Annotated in this window: 13 protein-coding genes and 1 pseudogene; 4 read left to right on the top strand and 10 right to left on the bottom strand. The window is 59.5% G+C overall.

Annotated features, from left to right (window positions below; all coding sequences use genetic code 11):
- Positions 1–389 precede the first annotated feature (389 nt).
- Positions 390–1,799 (top strand): mannose-1-phosphate guanylyltransferase/mannose-6-phosphate isomerase, encoded by a 1,410-nt coding sequence (locus XI08_RS15900; protein ID WP_271575103.1) that lies wholly within the window; start codon positions 390–392, stop codon positions 1,797–1,799.
- Positions 1,799–2,602 (top strand): glycosyltransferase family 2 protein, encoded by an 804-nt coding sequence (locus XI08_RS15905; protein ID WP_271575104.1) that lies wholly within the window; start codon positions 1,799–1,801, stop codon positions 2,600–2,602. Before XI08_RS15900 ends, XI08_RS15905 begins: the two co-directional genes overlap by 1 nt.
- An 81-nt stretch (positions 2,603–2,683) precedes the next feature.
- Here the strand turns inward: XI08_RS15905 and XI08_RS15910 are convergent, their stop codons facing one another.
- Positions 2,684–3,874: a glycosyltransferase gene (locus XI08_RS15910; RefSeq protein WP_271575105.1), complete on the bottom strand. Its 1,191-nt coding sequence runs from the start codon at positions 3,872–3,874 to the stop codon at positions 2,684–2,686.
- A gap of 939 nt (positions 3,875–4,813) precedes the next feature.
- On the opposite strand from XI08_RS15910, the gene XI08_RS15915 reads away from it, so the two are divergent.
- Entirely contained in the window at positions 4,814–5,083 is a 270-nt protein-coding gene (locus XI08_RS15915) for a hypothetical protein (RefSeq protein WP_271575106.1), read from the top strand.
- Between the two features lie 450 nt (positions 5,084–5,533).
- Positions 5,534–6,190: a helix-turn-helix transcriptional regulator gene (locus XI08_RS15920; protein WP_271575107.1), complete on the top strand. Its 657-nt coding sequence runs from the start codon at positions 5,534–5,536 to the stop codon at positions 6,188–6,190.
- A 104-nt stretch (positions 6,191–6,294) separates the two neighbouring features.
- Here XI08_RS15920 and XI08_RS46315 read toward each other — a convergent pair.
- The 9 genes and pseudogenes from XI08_RS46315 to XI08_RS15960 form a co-directional block, all read right to left on the bottom strand.
- Positions 6,295–6,597: pseudogene (locus XI08_RS46315) on the bottom strand (IS701 family transposase); the annotation flags it as partial.
- A gap of 480 nt (positions 6,598–7,077) precedes the next feature.
- The gene (locus XI08_RS15925) at positions 7,078–8,619 is read right to left on the bottom strand and encodes an aldo/keto reductase (protein ID WP_271575108.1); all 1,542 of its coding nucleotides are present in this window, start codon (positions 8,617–8,619) and stop codon (positions 7,078–7,080) included.
- Positions 8,620–9,521: 902 nt separating this feature from the next.
- Positions 9,522–11,441, bottom strand: coding sequence for a radical SAM protein (locus XI08_RS15930; protein ID WP_271575109.1), 1,920 nt, complete (start codon positions 11,439–11,441; stop codon positions 9,522–9,524).
- Positions 11,441–13,477: an aminotransferase class III-fold pyridoxal phosphate-dependent enzyme gene (locus tag XI08_RS15935; protein WP_271575110.1), complete on the bottom strand. Its 2,037-nt coding sequence runs from the start codon at positions 13,475–13,477 to the stop codon at positions 11,441–11,443. Before XI08_RS15935 ends, XI08_RS15930 begins: the two co-directional genes overlap by 1 nt.
- Before the next feature lie 1,182 nt (positions 13,478–14,659).
- Positions 14,660–15,070, bottom strand: coding sequence for a hypothetical protein (locus XI08_RS15940; protein WP_271575111.1), 411 nt, complete (start codon positions 15,068–15,070; stop codon positions 14,660–14,662).
- A gap of 360 nt (positions 15,071–15,430) precedes the next feature.
- On the bottom strand, positions 15,431–16,582 hold the full coding sequence (locus XI08_RS15945; RefSeq protein WP_271575112.1) for a hypothetical protein: 1,152 nt from the start codon (positions 16,580–16,582) through the stop codon (positions 15,431–15,433).
- Between the two features lie 64 nt (positions 16,583–16,646).
- On the bottom strand, positions 16,647–17,993 hold the full coding sequence (locus XI08_RS15950) for an MFS transporter (RefSeq protein ID WP_271575113.1): 1,347 nt from the start codon (positions 17,991–17,993) through the stop codon (positions 16,647–16,649).
- Between the two features lie 119 nt (positions 17,994–18,112).
- Entirely contained in the window at positions 18,113–18,898 is a 786-nt protein-coding gene (locus tag XI08_RS15955) for an enoyl-CoA hydratase-related protein (RefSeq protein WP_271575114.1), read from the bottom strand.
- Positions 18,899–18,949: 51 nt separating this feature from the next.
- Entirely contained in the window at positions 18,950–19,714 is a 765-nt protein-coding gene (locus XI08_RS15960; protein WP_161533347.1) for an enoyl-CoA hydratase/isomerase family protein, read from the bottom strand.
- Positions 19,715–19,723: the final 9 nt, after the last annotated feature.

A 19,723-nucleotide genomic window follows, 5' to 3' on the forward strand; every position in this document is an offset into this window, starting at 1 on the left:
GTTCGTTTCGTTGCAGCTAAACGTTGCAAGCAGGCATTTCGACAGATCGGGGGCGCAGCAGGGGACCGCACTTCTTCAAACTAGATGCATTTCAGAAAGCTGAGCAGTCCGGTATGCCTTCGTTTTGCGAGAGCGCGCTTTGAACGGCGGGATTGTTTGCCCGGCCTCGCGCGCTGGCCGGGCTTGTCCGCACGGCATAGCGCCAGATGTCGCTGCAGCAGCATTCGACCTTAGGCGGCATCCTTGCTTGGCTTGGGCGCGACCCGCGCGCAGCCGATCATGTGTGCGCCGGCCAATTGATCGGCCGTTTGACGTCGCACGACGCAGCCGGCAAGCGCGCGACCGAGACACATTTAAATGTACATTGCTTGAACTGAGGCAAAGAAGAGATGAGCGGATTGATAGTGCCCCTGATCATGTGCGGTGGTGCGGGCACGCGGTTGTGGCCGGCCTCGCGTGAGGTGCGGCCGAAGCAGTTCCTGCCACTATTCGGGACGCGCTCCACCTTTCAGGACACGATGCTGCGCGTCTCCGATAGCGGGCTGTTCGACCGTCCGATCGTCATCACCAACGCAGCCTATCGCTTCGTGGTGCTGGAACAGTTGGCCGAGATCGACATCGAGGCCGATATCTTGCTGGAGCCGACGCGCCGTGATTCCGGCCCTGCGATCGCCGCGGGAGCCGTGTTCGCAGAAAGCCCCGATAGCGAGGCGGTCTTGCTCGCGCTCGCTGCCGATCACGTCGTGCGCGACAACGCTGCCTTCGTCGCCGCGTGCCGTCAGGGTCTTATCGCCGCGCGTGAGGGGCGCATCGTCACTTTCGGCGTCAAGCCGGAGCGGCCAGCCACCGAATATGGCTACATCAATCCCGGCGAGGTGGTCGCGGGCGAGGTGCGCGCGGTCACGGAATTCGTCGAGAAGCCGGACGCGGCGAAGGCGGCCGACTACGTCAATTCGGGCTATCTCTGGAACAGCGGCAACTTCATGTTCCCGGCCACGGTTCTGCTCGACGAATATCGCAAGGTCGATCCGGCAAGCGTGCAGGCCGTCGCTGAGGCCGTCGCGAATGCCGGCCGCGATCTTGGCTTCGTGACCATTGAGCCGGACACGTTCGCTTCCGCCAAGGCGATCTCGATCGATTATGCAGTCATGGAAAAGACCGCGCGCGTCGCGGTCGTCCCGGTGTCCTGCGGCTGGTCCGATGTCGGCTCCTGGCACGCGGTGTGGGAATTGTCGGACAAGGATGCGGAAGGAAATGCCGCGCATGGCACCGCTGTATTCGAGGACTCGCGCAATTGTAGCGTCACGACCGATCACGCCTTGGTCGCTCTCGAAGGCGTCGATAATCTCGTTGTGGTCGCAACGGCCGATGCGGTGCTTGTCTCGCGCAAGGATGCCAATGGCCTGAAGCGCCTGGTAACGAAGATCAAGACAATTGCGCCAAAGGTCACCGAAGAGCACCTCAAAGTGCATCGTCCGTGGGGCAGCTATCAGTCGGTCGACAATGGCGCCCGTCACCAGGTCAAGCGCATCGTGGTGAAACCGGGCGGGCGACTGTCGCTCCAGAAGCACCACCATCGCGCCGAGCACTGGATCGTGGTGCGCGGCGCAGCCGAGGTGACCGTCAACAACACCGTGACGACGGTGCACGAGAACGGGTCAATCTACATTCCGATGGGCGCGGTGCACCGGCTGGAGAACCCCGGTAAAATCACCCTGGAGCTGATCGAGATCCAGACCGGCAGCTACCTTGGAGAGGATGACATTATCCGCATCGAGGACGACTACAAGCGCCGTTAATGATGACACTCGCCCCCGAAGACAACGCTGCTGCAACGGCGAGAGCGGATTCACCTCAAGTCACGGTGGTGGTTCCGTCCTATAACCAAGGCCCCTACCTTGAAGATGCGCTGCAATCTATCGAAATTCAGGACGTTGCGACAGAGATTATCGTGATGGATGGCGGTTCGACCGACATCTCTCTCGCGGTCCTCAAGCGCTGGAGCGAACGGCTGGCATATTGGCGTAGTGAACCTGACGGCGGACAAGCCTCTGCGATCAACGAGGGTATTCGACGCGGCACCGCCCCATACGTCTGTTGGCTGAACAGCGACGACAAATTGGAGCCAGGTAGCCTGCGTGCTCTCATCAAGGCACTGGAGGACAATCCCACCGCACCTGCCGCCTATGGCAACGCCCTGAACATAAATTCGAGGGGCAGCACGAGCCCGGTCTGGGTGCAGCCATTCAGCGAGCGTCGCTTAAGATTGCGCTGCATCATCTCGCAGCCTGGAACGCTGATCCGACGCTCCGCTTGGGAAGCACTCGACGGGCTCGATCCAACCCTTCATTTTGCACTGGACTATGACCTATGGTGGCGCCTCTACCGCTCTTTTGGACCGCTCGTCCATGTACCTCGTATCCTGGCCGTGAACCGTCTTCACACGGACACAAAGACGCGGAATAACCGCGCCGCTCATTATGCTGAAGCGATTGGCGTTGTTCGCCGACACCACGGCAGCCTCCCGATGAAGTGGTGGCTCGCCCAGCCTTATGCGGTGTGGTGGAAGGCGCTGCTGGCACAGCTCGGAGATCGCAAGTAACTGTGCCAGGCCTTCATTGCGCTCTTTCCGGTCTCCTGGCGCAACCGCCACCGCTTGGACCTAGTGGGTCCGGATTTCAGGTTATCTAGAGAGATGGCGGTCGGGCGTTCCTTGTCCTGATGGCCTTTGCGCCACAATACCATGCCCCTTCCCTCTACGGCTCTCGCGAAGCATCTCGTCATAAAGATCCAGATATCGCTGCACCATGAGATCCGCTGTAAATAGCTTCTCATACCGCAGACGCGCATTTTGCCCCATACGCTTGGCGAGTACTGGGTGCTCCGTGAGATATATCATCGCCCTCCGTAGGGCATTTGCATCCGATGGCGAAACCACAAGCCCGGTCTGCCGGTCAATATTGATGAACGTCGTTCCGGTGCCGATTTCTGCCGAGATCATCGGCTTGCCGTACATGGCTCCTTCGAGCAGCGATATCCCGAACGCTTCCGATCGAAGGTGGGATGGGAAAACAAAGGCCAAGCACAGCGTTAGAAGAGCGAACTTATCCTCGTCTGGAAGTTCACCGAGCAGTTGAACGTTCGAAAGGCCGTGCCGTTTGGCCTGCCCGTGCAATGCCCGCTCAACGGGACCTTTTCCAACAATGACGACTGGAATGTCTGTTCCGTTGACTGCCTCTAGAAGGATGTGAAGTCCTTTGTAGTAGCGCAAACCTCCAACGAAAAGGAAGAACTGGTCGCCGACGCGGGCACGCCATTTTTCAATGACGGACGCAGGAGGCTGCGGATAGGTTGACTGGTCGACGCCGATCGGGATTGCGCGTGTTTTTGATGCGTAACTCCGCAACGTTTCGCTCGTTGCACAATAGTTCGGCGAAGTTGCCACGATACGATCAACGCTATCGAGAAACTTCTTCATCAGCGGACGATACAGCCGAAGCCCAAAACGCTGACGGACAACGTCTGAATGATAAGTAACGACGGACGGCTTGGATGAGAGAGCCGTCAGATGCACGAGATCCATAAGTGGCCACGGGAAATGATAGTGGACAATATCCGCATTGTCGGCCAATTCCGCGAACTTCTTGAACACGGAAAGCGAAAAAGTGGTTGACGCCAATTCAAGGTGCAAAGGCACCGGATGGTTGGTGTAGTTGCCGACTGTGGAGGCATCCAACAATCGCTGGCGGCTTGGAAAGAGGACGTCGACGGCGTGACCGCGCTGGGTAACACCTCGCGCAAGCTGGTCGATGAACTGGGGCACTCCGCCATATGTGTCTGGGAGATGCGTCTTATAAAGATGAAGAATCCTCATTCTTTTTCATGCTTGCTCGAGCTCGCGCTCGTCTGAGAAAAAACACTATCGAAATGATCAGCGATTGGTTCGCTCTGCATTGCGTTCCCCCTGTCCAATGAACGACCGGGGCGCGCGCGGCGATAGGGCGCGCTCGACGCAGTCGATTGGAAGCGGCAAACGCACGAACGGGCCCCCCAGAAGCGATTGCATTGAGGCCGAGGCAGTCTGATGCCCGCTATACCTGCAAGGCGCGGCCCTGATCCCCATCGAGGGACAACGCTGCCTATTTCCGAACACGAACGATCAACGCAGGCTCCTGAAAACGACTGCCTTGAGCGACGAATAGCCAACTCGAAGGGGTCGCAACGAGTCCCATATGAGATAGAAGACCCAAAATGTGCGGACTTCCCTCCCCTCCATCCATAGTAACCAACACCTACCCGCCGTTCCAGGACGAACGGCGTCGAGTTGCATCGACCGAACGGGCTCCTCAGGGTGCTGACGCCGGAAGACTCGTCTTGCGCCCATCCTCCTGCAAGCCGCTCCTGAGTTTTTCCGTCCGTGGGTGATTGATACTTCCCGGCTCATGGCGGCGACGTCGACTGGCAGGGCATGCATGTCTGCAGCTCAGGCACCGCACATCGCATTTCCTCTGGCCGTCGCGCGTTCATCGACGCGGCCAATGCGCTTGCCGGTGGTCGCGCCTGGCGGTCGGGTCTCGTCACAACACCGAACGCTCCTGGCGGGATGCCTTGCCCCGTGCATCACACGGCTGGTTGCCGCTTTCGCTGCCGGGCAGTTACTACTGAATTCGTTGTACGTTACGTACGAAACTGATGCGTTACAGAGACAATTAACCGTTCAAGGCCACCTCCGCAGAAAGCCGATCTATCAGAGCACCCCATGGAGTAAGCTATGCTCCAGACAGCCGCAGGGACGAGGCAAAGGAGAAGGAATTTGATTTCCAATGCGGACCTGCCGATGATCAGTGAAATTCTCGCCGCCATGCGCAGTCACCGCAACCGCATCCATCGCTATCGCGGCTTGCTTGAGGTGGCTGGGCTTGAGCGCCAATATGTCGAGAAGCGCTTGTGCGAGGAGCGTGGTGCTCTGGACGCGCTTGTCTCCGCAATGTTTCCATTGGTTTTCAATATCCCGGACGGAGCTACGCCTCATAGGTGGCTTGAAGACGGCAGCTCTCCAGGGCGGTCAGATCACTTAGAGTAATACGCTACAGGATTCTGGGCGTCTGCGTTTCCCCTTTCACTTAGCGTTCGGGTGTTTGCGGTTGATGCCGCACAGCAGGCTGCATCAAGAGGGCTCGCCGCGATGAAATTCAGCGCGAAGGAGAAAATTTGGCCTGATCTATGCAAGCATGGATTTGCAAGACGTGCGGCTTCCTCCCTGATGACAAGTCCGCTTTTCATTTTCGATCAAACGCAATCGAATGTAGCCGAAGAAGCATTCAAATTGAACCAGCAAAGGCAGCGAGCGCGTTGCATCGCGCATAGAAAAGATCCGTAGCACACGTACATAGTCTGAAAGTCTCCAGAAATTAATACCAACATATCCCAAATGGGACTGTCTACTTTGACGCACGCAACTATAAGTGTGCATTGGGTGACGGCGTTTTAGCCTTAGTCATGAGAAGCTTTTTTTTGAACTATTGCTATGCTTATGGGTGACGCGGAAACGGGGGCCGATCCGAAAGAGGCTTTGTTTTGCCCGAGTGAACTGCACATCGCTCGAGGGGAACGGCCCGGCATGATTGGTGCGCTTGATCTGCTGGGCCGGCCCGCGCTCTTGATCGATCGGCACGGCTTTGTGGCCGCCGTCAACGAAAATGCCTCGAAGCTCTTTGATGACGACCTCTCGGTGAAAGGAAGGCGCCTGTTTGCGGCGGACGCTCAGTCGCGATTGAGGTTGGACAGATTGATCACTCAGGTCCGTTTCTTATCTGGCAAGCCGGGCGGCACCACCTTGCAGACAGTCATCACGCGGAGCCAGCGCCGGCCCGTTGTCATTGATGCGATCGTACAAGGCTGGGAAAGCGCGGGCGATGCGCTTCCTCCGGACATGGGCGCTCTTCTGATCTTGACTGATCTGAATGAAATACCTCGCATCTCGCAGAGCTCGGTGATGGAGATCTTTGGCTTGACGCCCGCGCAGGCTCGTCTCGCATCGCTGCTATTGGAAGGAAAGTCGCTGGAGGAAATTGCCCTTGAATTGAACATTTCGTCGGGGACAGCGCGTAATCATCTCAAGGCTGTTTTTTTGCGAACCGGGACTAGGCGGCAGGCTGAGCTGGTCTCTCTGTTGTCCCGCTTATTATAGTTTTCCTTAGATTTACAGTCGTTCGCTCTCGCGCTCTGGCTCGGGTCTGTGCCGGATCGGACTTTTCCAATTTTTCGAGTATCGAGAGCCGATCAGACCTAGTCCTACTGCGTCACAAACGATGATCTGTCTGGTGGTCGAACTTGATCGCACAACAAGGACATCTCGACAGCGTTCGGACGAGCCCATGTTCGAGGCGCCGTCGCATCGTCGCGATCGAATTTGGAATGTGACGTTGGGTCCGCAGCGGCAGATCCGCGGGGTCTGTGATCTGCGGAAATGCGATCGAGCGGGATCGGCCGGGCGCGCCGAGCGCCTGAGGGGGGAATCGTCTCCCGCTCGGAGATCAGGAATCCGTAGGCTGCGATGCACATTCTTGCGTGATGATGACCGCGTCGATCGCCTCTGATAAGTTTGCCGGGGCACGAAACTGCACCAGCTGCTCGAAGTTCACGGGATCGTCCATTGCTCGCCCTCATGCAATCTGTCAGTACGAGGGCTCGATTAGGAGCGCCACGCTAAGGCTGCGGGTATGGCGAGTTAGGTGGAAGTTGCGGACATTGCAGGCGTTGCTGGCCCGCTAATAGCCCCGAAGCAGACCTAGCTCGTGGCCGCCGGCGCGTCCGCGAAGGGCCACATCCGGAAGTCGGCTCATTTCGCGGTAGGGACGCGAGTTACCTCGCGCCCCCCGCACAGAGCCGTACAAGCGGCTTTCCCGCATACGGCTCCCATCTTGGGTGTGTGACGGCGAAACGATCGCTCGGCCAGGGATGATGGATGATTGGTTCTGGGAGCCAGTCGCTCAACTAGCTGCGTCATCCGTTCCCACGTCATCCGATCCTTCTGGCTACGCCGCCGCAGCGTGCGCCGCCAGAGGTCGGTCGATGTTAGCGGTAATCACCCATCGTCAATTGTCCGAGCCGCGTCTCGCTCAGTAGCTCGGGTTCAGATCGGCGAAAAACGATCCAAATACCGGAAGTGTCGCGTGGCCGCTGTGGAACATCGAAAACGAAGTAGCCGTAGGAAGCCGTGGGCACATCGGCCCGCATCGGGGAGCCCGCAAGGAAGTCTCCGTCTTCCCGCAGTTGAACCTCGACCGCAGGGTGTCCGGGCAAATCGTGCCATCCGTTGGTTCCCATATTCTGAACGACGACTGTCGCGAACCTGCCATCGAAATAGGCGGAGACCAGCCGGGCCGTATACGCGGCGAGCCCAAATTCGGAGGGTGGAGGTGTCGGACCCGGCACCTGCCCGCGCAAGCGTAAATCCCACATCTGCGCATGGGCGTCGATAAGCTGGGTAGGAATGTCGATGCCGTAGGGGCAAGAGCACGTCACGTCAGCGCACGTGTCACAGATCGCCTGATCGACCGCCGGATGGAGATCGAAGTACTCCCCGCGCGGCGGAATCTCGAAGGGAACTGCCCCGCCGCTGCCGATGATGGCGCTTCTAAACATCCAAGAAATCGGCAGGTGCTGGCTGCAGAGCGGCTCGCACGCGCCGCAACGGCAGCATACGGTGCTCAGCAGATGGGCCGCTGCCGCTTCGATGCGATGCGATGCCGCTTGGCCATCGTGCGTGTCGGCATATCCGGCCATTGCGTTTTCGCGCGCCTCCTCGACGCTCGCCGTTCCGGGCAGCAGACAAGTGGCCGTCGGCTGCGTGGACAGGATGTGCCGCAGAATTTCACCGGCGCGGGGCAGGGGCGAGGACTCGCCAATGGACGGCGGAGGAGGAGTTCGTGCCGGGAATGCGACACCGTTGCATAGAAGTCCACCACCCAGAACTTCCATCAGCATGACACCGACGTCGTAAGCCGCCGCGATCTCGAAAAGCTTGCTGTTTCCGGCTACCGACTCGCGGTCCCGATCGTCCGGAGGATTACCCGACAGCATGTGGTAACCGAGCGGATTGTAAGCGAACATGACCGCGTCAAACGCATTGCTCTCGATTAGCCGTTGGATGTAGGCAGGCGAGCCGTGCGACGTACAAAAGGTGTTCAGCAGCTTGCCTTCGCGCTTCTTCGACATAAGAAACTCGATCATTCCGCCTTCACCCCATACATTTTCCTCCAGTATCTCGCGATCCTCGACACTCGCGATCCCAAACATTTCGAGTTGCTTCGTTCCGGGACGCCCGGGCTTGCCAAACTGACGTCTCGTTTCTTCGAAGAGATGCTCGAAAAACTCGATGGTACCCCAACCATTGGAGCAAACACATACGTCGCGCCTACTTTGCCGTATGGCCTCAGCGACGATGTTGTGGGCGCCAGCATAATCAGGGGCCGTGTGGACGATATTGACACCGAGATCGAAGCCGGTAACCAACGTTTCGACCGCGCGCTCGACAGGCACCATCCGAAGCTGACAGGTGCCATACCCAATTGCGGAAACCATCAAACCGGTTCGCCCCAAACGACGGTACTGCATTTTTGGCTTCGCCCCATCCAATACGCCCGATACGCGGGGTGAGTTGTTAGTTGCCGCGGCACCAGACCGTGCCGGCGCTTCAAGCACTTCACCAGTTTGGAGCATTGCCTACAAGTCAAAGAAATCGGCGACTCGGAGATGCATTATCAACTATCGCAACGATGTGCTGACATTGCGTATGCCGGGACAATTCGTTGGCCTTGTGAGCGATCGGACGCGGTCCATCTCGTTGCCGCGAGCTGCCGTGAGCAGCTTACCTGTGAAACGCATGCGAGCCGGGCATACGGGGCCGCCGTCCAAGCCGGCCATCCCGCAAAGCTGATCCTTCGGCGCTGCGCAGTGGTGACGTCCCTCCGAAGTCTCCGGCCCAGGATGTCTACCGCCCGACGTGGACTGGGTTGGCTGACAGCGACGAAGTACAAGCCGAACTCGATCTCCTCGCCGACTACGACTGAATCATCCCGGAGCAGATCCCCACGGGCGGCCGCCCAAGGTGCTCTACCTCGTAAGACAAAAGGCCTTGTCAGGAGCATGCAAAGGCCGAAGGGGGCCAAAAACGGGATATAAGGAACTGCAAAAAATGACTAAAGGCCCTTTTGTCAAGGCAGCTCGGAGAATGCTCCTGTTGCGGATTTCCACGCCGTGGGATCGGGCCTCGCATCACTAGCGCGTCGCCACGATCGTGCACGACGCCGTGGTGCCGCTTCTCTACTCCGAGCCGTCGCCGACTATGTACGAGGTCATGACCGGCGTGCCCGGTGCTGCTGCGGGCCCGTAGAGCCCCTTCATCGCCATGCGACCACGGGGCTGTCGCGTGGGACCACAGCTACCCAATTCCTTCGGAAACTGCAGATGACCTGGGGTCGATACGTCAACTGCCGGAACACACGCCAACGACAGCATCAGTGGTATAATCCGCTGTTCATGGATGCTCGAAACGCATCGAGATCTCTTTCTAGCGCCAAGTGAGTTTTTGGATCCCGACTGTCGCAGCCCCTGCAAGTATCACACACGACGGACTTCCCGGGCCGGCGCTGTGCCTCACGCAAGTTGCGAAAAATTGAGCCGTGCCAAAGCTGCGCGAACTCGGGCCCACCCTGGAAGCGAAACGGGAGGGTCTGCGAAAAATCGATGGCGCCCAATGGACCAAGGCACGGATAGAGAAAATGTGTCTCGTCGGTTGCGACGTGCGAGCGTGACGTTGTCGCAATATGGGCTACTCGCCAGAGAGCCGGGCAGGCTTTCTCGCTCCCCTCTTGGAAGCCATCGAAACAGGAAAGGAGTCGCGCCAAGCGCCAGCCGCCTTCCGCCTCCATGCAAGCAAAATCATGAAACTTGCGAAGTTCCAGACCGAAAGCCGCATCCTTGGCGGAATAAGGGGCCGGGAGTTCGACGGACACGCCGTGAGCTTCAGCCTGCTCTACCGTGCGCCAGTAGAGGGAGTCGTAAGCGTCGCCGATCACATGGTACGCATCGTCTGGTCCGAAGCGATCTCCGCGATAGTAGCGGAACGAAAAAAACGGGATCGCGGTGAGATAGTCGACCCCGAGCTGGCGGCACAAAGCGGGCATCATCGGAAGATCGAAGCAGCTGTGGCGCGTCAACACCATCGACCCCATCACCGTAGGGTTGAGTCGTCGCTTCGCGCGCTTGTTCTCCCGGAGCTTTTGCAAATTCGCGCAGACGCGCTCGAAGCGGTCGACGCCGTGCACCTTGGCCCAGCCTTCGCGAGTTGCGGCATTCAGGGAGACGTTGATCCAGCTCACTCCGCCGACGAGTGCGTCAATCAGACCGGGGCGGTCGAGGAGCAAGCCGTTGGTGCTGAAATTAAGCTCCAGATGAGGATGAAGTTTCGTCAACGACTGAATGATCTGCGGCAAATGCGGATTGGACGTCGACTCGCCATTGCCGCTGTGCAATCGGATAGTCCTGATCCAGGGGACGAACTCCAACCGCTCGATTTGCTCGACAGTCACTCGCCCCGTCTTAGCCAAGGCGTGCTCGTAGGAGCAAAAGCGGCATTCTACGTTGCAGCTCCCCGTCAGAGAGACGTGAATTTCTGGGGGGACACTCATTGGACGCACGGCCGCAAGCCTATGATCGACCTCACAGAGGAGCTCGTTGAAGATCCACGGTACGCGTGACCTTAAGCGAAGCGCACCGAGAGCCTCTTGCAGTTGGTCCGCGCTTTGGAGCGGCGCCAGACTTTCCGGTCGCGTGGCGACTTCGAGCAGGGCGGCGTCGAGGTAGCGCGAACTGTCGTACCGACGGATTGTCGATACGTCATTAACATCGGCCATGGCCGGGGATCGCTGCGGACTTCGCCCTGCGGCGACGACGACGTTATCTCCCTCTTGCCTCCGGAGAGGTCCGGGATCCGATCCGGCGAGGAGGCCGAGGAGCTCTATGACACGATTGGTGCGTGCCTTGCGCCTTGCAGGCACGAAGGCGAACGCGTGAAATTCGCCGGTGGGGGTGAGGCAAAGGGAGAGCTCGTGGGCGCCGGCAAGCTCCACGAGGCGTTCAGGCTCGTGGCTGCGCTCCTGAATGAACGATGCGTTCAGGACGACAATGGGTGCTTGATTGGACAAGGCAATTAGCGGCCGCCTGATTGCGATCACCTGACCATCCGTCAGGTCGAACACCGTGCGTGACTTGCCGTGAAAGGCGATGGGTCGAACAGCACATCCCCAAGCCTGCTTCGCCTGCAGCACCAGCGAATTCACAACTATGGCATAGAGGCTGCGCGGAAAATGGAAGAGAGGCGCGATCTCCGCGGCAGGCAGAACCAGCCAGACCTGGGCGTGCCGAGCGACTGTCATCACTTCACCTCGACGAGGGGAATTTCGATCGCCTCGTCGAGCGCCCCCCGCTTCCAATGCCACGTCAGGCGATCCAAGGCCGCGCCGACCAGCTCGACGGTTCGCGCCAGTACGCGCTCGTCGTGAGCGTAGCTCGGCAGCATATAGCCGTAGTAAGGGATCATCCCCTCTCTAAGCACCTCTTGCATGTAGAGGGTCAGCAACATCGAGGTTTGGCGCCTGTCCTCGCCGTGAAAGACCAGCGCGAACCGGAACGGCGGGCCGATCGCCTCTGCGGGGCAACCTAGTTGCCGGCATAGTCGGTTGATCTCGGCGCGAAGCGTTTCGCCGTACTGCCGGACATGCTCGGCGACGGGGCGAGTGCGATAGGCGTGAAGCGCGGCCCCCGCTGCGGCGAGCGACAGAACCTCGCCCTTGTAGGTCGGCCCGTAAAAGGCATGGCGCATCTCGCGCAGGAGTTCGCTACGCCCGACGAGCGCGGACAACGGCATGCCGTTGCCCAACGCCTTGCCGAAGCAGGCGAGGTCCGGGACGACGCCGGTCGCTTGCTGAACGCTGCCACCCGGATATCGGAACCCCGTGATGATCTCGTCGAAAACGAGGAGCGCTCCGGCACGGCGCGTCCTGTCCGCGACATGTCTCAGGAAGTCTAGATCGGCGTCTTCGCCCGGCCCCATGCCCCGCTCCCCGGCCGGGCCGGCTGGTTCAAGGATCACCGCCGCGAGGTCGGCGCCATGCTCCTCGATTACTCTGTCGAACGCGTTCCGGTCGTTGAACGGGAAGCGATGCACCAGAAGACGATCCCTTTCCGGCACGCCCGTCCCTGTAAACCCAAGGGCCTCCGCGTACCAATCCTGCCAACCATGGTAACCGCAGACGAGGACCGTTTGTCGACCGGTTGCGACCCGCGCAAGCCGAATGGCCAAGGTACAGGCGTCTGATCCGTTCTTGCCGAACGCCACGGCCTCGGCGCAAGGAATGCACTCGCACAGAGCCTCGGTGACCTCCATCTCGATCCGGTGCGGGAGCGGCAGGGTCGATCCGAGGTCGAGCGCCGCGCGAATGGCGTCCTGAACCGGCGGGAAGCGGTGGCCCAAGAGGGCACAGCCCCATCCCATGGTGTAGTCGATATAGCAACGACTCTCAGTGTCCCAAACATGGCACCCCTCCGACCGTTCAAGGAGGAGCGGGTAATGACGGCCGTCTCGGCTTTCCCCCACGCCGCCGCTGGGTTGGAAGGACCATGAATTCCGCCGCCGGGCGATCCCATGCAAACGCGAAGTTTCGCTCCGCGCCTCCGATCGTACGTTGATCTCGATGGCCGCGGCGGGCACCTGCACGCCGAAGGCGGTGACGCCCTCGTGCACAAGGCCGACGACCGCCTGGTGTCGGCCAGGCCGATCGGGCGCAGATACCGTGAGCTGCAAGTCAATGATACCGCCCGGCGGCACAGAACCCGGCAAAACCGAGCCTGCCACTTGGAGGCCGTCGATTGACAATGTCGCGCTGACCAGTCTGTTCCGGTGATCCGCGCCGTCCCAGGTCATTGCACCAGTGTTGCGGAGCTTCAGGCCGAGCCCGAAAAGTATCCCCGGCGCGACACTCGGCGGGAGGCGGACATCAACCACGTCGAACCGGTAACGTGGCACCATTGTCGCCGCGCCGTTACGCTCGAAAAGACGCTTGCTGGCGATGCGTGGCTCGAAGACCAGGGGATCGACGCCGTGATCCTCGAAATATGCGATGTCCTGTTGAACGAGACCAATCTTCAGGATGAAGGAGCCCGGCTCGTTGGGAGGAGTGAGGTCAATCGACGCCTCGGCTGACTGTCCCGGCGCAATATCGGCATTGGCGAAGTATCCGGCCGCAGCCGGAAGGCCGTTCACCCATGCAGCGAGATAGACCCGGTGGGGCTCGACCTCGCTACAGAGCCAGGCTTCGTCGCCGGAATTGAGAACCTTCACGCGAAGCCGCGTGGGAAGCTGCGGCGACATGAGGGCCGGGACGACGTGGTGGACATACTGGGCGGAGAGCATCGGCTACACGACGGCTTGAGCTGTCGGAAGCGAAATCGCACCCAGTGGCGGATCCCGGAGCGCCGTCCCGCCGCGACAGCAGGCAAAGTCCGGGAATTTTCCGAGCTTAGCCTCTTCATCTTCTGGTCGTCAAGCGATCGACCGCCGAGGTGGTGGACCACGAAACGCGCGAAAGCGTTTGGCAGATCGGGAGGGCCGACGGTTCGCTCAACATGAATGGACATGGCGCGGATACTATAAGAATCGGTAGCTTCGCCAAGCGCCTTTCTGTATTCGCCGCGTGTCCAGCAAAAACTCGAATACAGGCGCGTTGGCAAACGTAGGGAGGCCCATGATGAATCCGCTTAAGGTCACAAGCGCACCTCGCGGATCTCCCGGGGCATGTCCGGTCCGCCTCGGAGTGCGGAAGGTTTTGGCCTGGGCAGACCGAAGCGCTCAAAGTACTGAGCAACTTCCGAGCTCGAATGGTCGCCGGAATGATACGCAGCGAGTGCCGCCCATATCGCCATCCAGGAACATCGCCAGAGCAACTTGGCTGACGACCCAGACGCCGCCTCCGACACGACGCCCAAGACCGTGCTGAGGGCACCAATTCCGGATCGTGGTTTCTGACTTGCCAGCCCTCCTTGCTGCCATCGCCAGGCTAATGCCCTCTCGGGGATCGTACGGTGTGAGCACCCTCCATGTGGTCTCCTCAGCGGATTGCATGCTGACCTCCGCACAGGAGTACGGCACCCGACATGGGCTTCCGTCGATACGTGAGCGCCGATCCCGAATGCCGCCGGAAAGCCGCCGTCTGATCGGTCAACGCAAACACAGCCCCGCCGCCAAGCAACATCACTAGGCCCATAACATCGTATCGGCATCCTGGCGCGACGGCGTGAACGCCGAATAGGTCCAGAGCGGTCCAACCGAGATCGCACGCCGCGCTATCCCAGCCCGACAGGAGGGCTTCGGCGTCTTCGATCATCCCGCTTAACCGCTTCAATTCTCGTCGTTTTTCTGTCCCCAGTTGCCGTTGGGGTCTGTCCCCACTCGTTTTTGAGTGGGGACACGATCGTCTCTTGAGTGGGGACAAAAAAGTCGTTGTGCCGCAAGGACTTCTCGAAAGTGTCCCCACTGCCACCATTGTACCCACTCATTTTGATGAGGGTCACGATGTCCCGGGAGAAGGCTTGCAAGTCATGCTTCATTCGCATCCTCCAGGAACGTCGAGCGGATGTGGTAGAGCCTCATCTTTCCGTACTCGGGCACGCGAACTGACCTTGCGATGTGGGTACCTTCGCCCTCGATGTAGCCCTTCTGCCTCAGTATCGCCGCCACGCGCCGCGGGTCGAGACCGGCGCAGATTTCCTTCCATGCCGTGGTGGTGACGTAGTAGTCCCAGCCGTCGCCCATCTGCTCGCGGAAACCGGCGACATCACGGGCGTTCATGCCCTTCGGCGGGTTGTCCTCCCATGCGGGGATGAAGCGCGACATCCCGTCTCTGAGAAGGAACGACCTTACCTGCTCCATGCCGGCGGCGGTCTCGGCCGCTTCATGCCCACCGCGCGCTGCGAGCCACTGCTCGAAGCACAAGGCTGCTGCCTTCACGGCGTCTCTCCGCGACCAGGGCAAGATCCCGTACAGGGTCGCGATCTCACCTCCGGCGGCGATGAGCCCGAACCGTTGGGCCACTCGGCCAACCTGCCCGTCTGCACCTGCCGGCACATAGGTGTCGCAGAAGCTCTTTAGAAAAGGCAGGAAGTGGCGCAGTTCAACAAGTATTCAGCTGTCGTAGGGAGCAGGCGTGGATCGGCGAAAAAATACTTGCTGCGTCGAAGCATGCTGATTGACACGCGAGATATGTTTGCCGGCTGGCTTCCCATGCCTCCACGCTGGTTCAGCAAGCGTAATCCTCGATAACGAGTCGGCGCGAAACGGAACGCCATTACCGCCATTGCAAATACAGGATCAGATCCGCCCCATGCTCACTAGACCAGTGAGGATCGCAATAGCTTCAAATAGGAAGTAACTGCCAAATATCAGTTCTGCGTCGTGCGTGGTGTCGATGTCTCGCGCCAACGCTTTTCGAGTGAAACATCCTCCTGTGAGCATTCCAGGCGGACGCTTGTCGGAAGGAACGATGGGCGTCAAATATGCCGAGACCAGCTCGGCTACGGTCCGTTCCGCGAAGTCTCGGTACTTAGCGCCCCCACTGGGGCTCGATGCGGATGCAAGTCTCAAGGATGCTGCCGCGACGATAGCCGTGGCCGCGGTATCCCGACTCGTATTTGGAATTGCTGGATCGTCAAAGTCCCAATACGCGACCAGATCCGCAGGGACGTGGTCGATCCACCAGTCCAGCACGCGCACAGCATATTCGCGCCACAGCGGCTCCTTTGGGCGAACCATTGCCGCATGAGCGGTATATAGGATCGCCCATCCCTGCGCACGTCCCCAAGTGCTCACATTGCTGTATCCCTTATGCGTGTGCGTCCTGAGCACCTTACCGGTTTGCGGGTCGAGTGTGGATGATTGGATCACCGAGTTATCGGGTCGAACATGAATCTCCAATACCCTCCGCATGTGTGCATTGGCGATCTCTTCCATGCGCGAGTCTCCCAACTGGTCCGACGCCCAATAGAGCAGTCCCGTCGCTTGCAGAGAGTCGATGCTGCTTTCAGCAGTACCAACAGCGTTGGCTTCCTCGGCATCCTGGCCTAGCGGGATCAAGCCGAGCTTGGGATCGAACATCTGCTCCAGCGACCTGGCTGCACTAAGCGCAGCATCGCGTGCCACGTCATCTGCGAAGAGGATGCTTCCAAGCGCGGCACCGTGGTAGAAGCCAAATCCTTTGAAAGCCGTCCGAAGCTGGGCGCGGGGCAACATTCTGCTCAGGGCGGCACGCGCGTCAGAGATCGGGAAGTGCTGAGGATCGGCCAGATGTGCTAGCCAAAGCTGGCCGACGAAGGCGCCGCCGGTCCAATCACCATCGGGCGTGAACGTCCATTTTCCATCGGTAGTGCGAGCCCAGTGCGGCAGGCCTGTTTTGGCAGTCTCCCTCGTTTGTGCGATGCGCGCCAGCATGCGTTCGCGTGCGGACAAGTAGTTGCTTTTCGACATGTTTTCTCCTGGGAAAAAGTCGGCTCCAGACTGAGCCCTGATTGTAAAGCTAGAAGGGTTGAATTCAGTCGCCTATGTAGACGAGCCCGCGCCTTTTTGCTGCGTGATAGACGCCGACGCTCAGCACCGCGACCACAGATCCATAAACCGGGAACATCCATGCCATATTTGCGTGCTGCAACCAGACCAGCAAATAGGGTGAGGTTCCGCCAAAGAGTGATACTCCAAGCGCATACCCGACAGCGATGCCCGTTGTGCGCACCGCGCGTGGCATCAACGTGGTTGCGATGAAGTTGTAGAGAGCCATGTTGAAGCCGACGACGGCGCCGCCGAACACCATTACAAAGAAGAACGTGGAAATGCTCTTCTCGGAATAGAGCAACGTCAGGAAGAAGCACGCCACGAGCAAGAGACGTAGGAGTGTGAACGCGCGCGAAGCTCGAACCTTGTCCGCGAAAGCACCCACAAATGGCGCTGTAACGATCCAGATCACGCCCATCAGTGTCGTGATCCCGTACACCGAGGTGCTGTTCTCCTTGAAGACGCCATTCGCCAGATTAGGCAAGCCAGCATTCCAAGCGTAGTTCGCGATCTGCACCGCCCCTACGACCAGGATGACTGCGAGCAGCGAAAGCCGCACGCTCCAGAGTGTCTTCCAGACGCCACTGGTGGTCTCCTGAGTACGCGACAATTCATCCCGATGCATGACGTGTTTGATCAAGGTCTCTGGTAGTTTGCTGCGCAGATAGATGATCAGCAGGCCGAGCACTCCACCGACGGCAAAGGGTAGCCGCCAAGCCCAATCGTGCATTATCTCGGGCGTCACCGAGGCGCTCACGAGAAAGGCGACCAAACTGGAGCCGAATACTCCGAGCTGGATGAACGTGCCGCTGATCAGGCCAAGGTACCGCCCCTCCTGGCCAGGCGGTGCAAGCTCAATCGCAATGGCATTCGCGACTCCGGCCTCAGCGCCGGTGGCGAGTCCTTGGATAAGCCGGACGACCAACAATATGACGGCCGCTGCGACGCCGAGCTCCCGGTAACTGGGTAACACGGAAATGAGGAGCGAGCACAAGGCCATCGCGGTGACGGAGATCATCATCACCCGCTTATGGCTGATGCGATCGGCGATCGGACCGAGTATCGCAGCTCCTACCGGTCGCGCGAAGAAGCCCGCGCCGTAAACGGCGAGTGCGGCGAGCAGCGATGTTGTTGGATCACTGGACGGAAAGAAAAGCGGCGAGAGAAAAGAAGCCATCATTCCGTAGACGGTCCAGTCGTACCACTCCAGCGCTACACCACCGCCTAAAGCAATGGTCATGCTCTTCGTGGCAACTTGCTTTTGGTGCGGCACTTCCCGAGCCGTGCTTTGCGGATTGGCTGATGGGATCGGTTCAACGATAGCGGTCATTTTGTTTCCTCGGTTTGTTATACTGAAAACGTTTACATTTTCTCGCGCCAGGATCGCCCGGGAGTGTCGTAACATCGCGAACGATTCACCAGGTCAGGAGACGAATTGAGTGTCTTCCCTTAACGTCCGGAGAATATTGGCTGCCGCTTTTCGACGAAGGCAGCCATGCCCTCCTTTTGGTCATCGGTAGTGAAAGCGTACCGGATAGCGCGCCGCTCAAACGCCAAGCCAGCCGACAGTGGGGTTTCATAAGCTGCCTGAATCGACTCCTTCGCCAACTGAGCAGCAATCGGCGCGCGCATCGAGATGACGCGTGCTATGGCGAGCGCGCGTTCAACCAACCCGGACGCCGGCAGCATTTCGGATGCGAGCCCAGCAGCCACTGCCCTTTCCGCGCTGATTGGCTCTCCCGTCAGCACCATCTGCATGGCGAGGGATTTGCCAATGCTCCGCGTCAACCGCTGGGTAGCGCCATCTCCAGGCATGATGCCGATCGTGATTTCCGGCTGCGCAAGCACGCTGTCTTCCGCGACAAGCAGGATGTCAGCTAGCATCGCGAGCTCTAGGCCACCGCCGAGGCAGACGCCTCGAACCGCTGCAATGAGCGGCTTGGGGAAGGCGGCGATTAAATCCCATGCATGCTGCCGTGCAGGATCGCTCAGCGCACCAAAACCGTGCTGCTGCATCTCCTTGATGTCAGCTCCAGCGGAGAAGCCGCCCTCGTCGCCAGTTAAAATTACGCATCGAACAGCCTCATCGGAGCGAGCCGCACGAAGAGCATCGGCAAGCTGGCCCAAGAGCGCCGCACTCAGTGCATTCCTTTGCTTTGGGCGATTGAGCCGCAGCAGGAGTACGCCTGGGTCAGGTCGCTCGGCGATGATCAGAGGGGGAACGGTTTGATCCATATTATTCCCTGAAATCAAACTCCGTGAAGAGCTTTCTTATGTAAGCGCAGGCTAGGCGCCGGCGGCTTTCTTCGGAAGGAAGCGTTGCATATTCGCCTGCGCCGTCTCATGCAGAATGTCCTGAACAAAGTAGCGGTTTGCCAAGTCATCCATGACTTCTCCCCTCGCGGTTACTGAGGTGGAGAAAAACTGTTTAGTGGTGAGCACGGCATGGGGCGGCATTGCCGCCAGGCCCTTGGCATAGCGGAGCGCCGCCTCGCGAGCAGTCTCAGTCGGAGATGACAGAATGTCAGCCAAGCCCAACCGATGTGCCTCTAAGCCGTCGATCGCAGTCGGGCTCCAGCTCAAGGACCGAGCCGCAAACGGGCCGACGCGCGCGGCCAAAGTGTCCAGCCCGAAGCCCGGCAGCCAACCTAAAGACACTTCCGGCAAATGCCAGCGCGCTTCCCGAGCCGTTACAACAACGTCGCATGACGCGGCCAACATAAGGCCGCCGCCCAAGGCAAACCCATCCACCGCGCAGACGACAGGTTTTCTGACAAGAGCAAGGGAGCGCACAAATGCACCCAGCCGGCGATTCAGGTCAAAAGTGTTGTTGATATTGCCAGCCGAAAAATCCTTCAGGTCTGCGCCGGCCGAGAAACCCGGACCGTTTCCAGCGATCAGGATGACGTTCACAGTGGTGTCGCCGGCTGCCCTGTCCACCGACTCAAGCAGATCCTTCAGCATGTCTTCGCCGAGAGCGTTGCGTCGCTCTGGCCTATTCATCGCCAAGATCTGGACTTTGTCTTCGCATTCAATCGAGACGAACTTCACGTCAGCCGC

Source organism: Bradyrhizobium sp. CCBAU 11361 (genome assembly GCF_028128935.1).
Classification (GTDB): Bacteria; Pseudomonadota; Alphaproteobacteria; order Rhizobiales; family Xanthobacteraceae; genus Bradyrhizobium; species Bradyrhizobium niftali.

Coding starts and splice junctions, on each gene's coding strand:
- XI08_RS15945 (WP_271575112.1), bottom strand. CDS start 16,582: ATGTCGAAAAGCAACTACTTGTCCGCACGCGAACGCATGCTGGCGCGC.
- XI08_RS15950 (WP_271575113.1), bottom strand. CDS start 17,993: ATGACCGCTATCGTTGAACCGATCCCATCAGCCAATCCGCAAAGCACG.
- XI08_RS15910 (WP_271575105.1), bottom strand. CDS start 3,874: ATGAGGATTCTTCATCTTTATAAGACGCATCTCCCAGACACATATGGC.
- XI08_RS15925 (WP_271575108.1), bottom strand. CDS start 8,619: ATGCAGTACCGTCGTTTGGGGCGAACCGGTTTGATGGTTTCCGCAATT.
- XI08_RS15920 (WP_271575107.1), top strand. CDS start 5,534: ATGGGTGACGCGGAAACGGGGGCCGATCCGAAAGAGGCTTTGTTTTGC.
- XI08_RS15930 (WP_271575109.1), bottom strand. CDS start 11,441: ATGACAGTCGCTCGGCACGCCCAGGTCTGGCTGGTTCTGCCTGCCGCG.
- XI08_RS15955 (WP_271575114.1), bottom strand. CDS start 18,898: ATGGATCAAACCGTTCCCCCTCTGATCATCGCCGAGCGACCTGACCCA.
- XI08_RS15905 (WP_271575104.1), top strand. CDS start 1,799: ATGATGACACTCGCCCCCGAAGACAACGCTGCTGCAACGGCGAGAGCG.
- XI08_RS15900 (WP_271575103.1), top strand. CDS start 390: ATGAGCGGATTGATAGTGCCCCTGATCATGTGCGGTGGTGCGGGCACG.
- XI08_RS15935 (WP_271575110.1), bottom strand. CDS start 13,477: ATGCTCTCCGCCCAGTATGTCCACCACGTCGTCCCGGCCCTCATGTCG.